Annotated in this window: 2 protein-coding genes; both read right to left on the reverse strand. The window is 54.7% G+C overall.

Annotated elements, in window-relative coordinates:
* The coding region (locus QEH54_RS22800) for an NYN domain-containing protein (RefSeq protein WP_309021039.1) at window positions 1–302 on the reverse strand (302 nt) is incomplete at its 3' end.
* 110 nt (window positions 303–412) lie between these two features.
* Window positions 413–655 (reverse strand): hypothetical protein (locus QEH54_RS22805; protein WP_309021040.1); only part of this gene is annotated, 243 nt, incomplete at its 5' end.

Genomic DNA, 655 nt, shown 5'->3' on the forward strand with positions numbered 1-655 from the left:
AGGCAGAAGGTGCCCACGTCTTTGGTGTAGAGGATGTCCATGGCTTCGATGAGCAAGGCCATGTCGGAGGCGTTCTTGCCCTTGACGATGTCGAAATGCTGGATGGGCTGGATGGCGTAGTCGTGCAGCACTTTCTCCCAGCCGGAGAGGCTGGTTTTCTTCCAATTGCCGTAAGCTCGTCGGATGCTGACGCTGCCGTAGCTGGCGAGTTCGGCGATGATGAAATCGATCTTGGCGGCAGGGGCGTTGTCCGCATCGATGAGAAGGGCGATATTGTCGCTGGCGGTTTCGGATGAGGGCATGAGGCTGGATGTTCTTATGAGGTCTGGTCTTGGATGGGCCGAATGCTTTCGGGGGCGAGCAGATTGTTCGGAGCGTGAGGCTGTCTAGCTGTGAATGGTTTGGTGTTGTGTCATCGTTTTATGGATACGCAGACCGGTTCGAGTTGAGCGGCTTCCGAAAGGTGCCTAGGGGTGATCATTTTCCGTTCCAACGGAAGCGATGGATCGATGCTGCGGATGAACTCTTCGTAGGGCCGCCAGTCGAGGTCGCCAAGAGTGACGACTTCGCCTAGGTCTTCGTGAAAGACATCGCGAAAGGCTTTGAAGATCAGTTCGGAGCAATAGATTTTTTCGTCGTCGAAATCGTACTGAAT

This window comes from Pelagicoccus sp. SDUM812003, assembly GCF_031127815.1.
GTDB lineage: Bacteria > Verrucomicrobiota > Verrucomicrobiia > Opitutales > Opitutaceae > Pelagicoccus.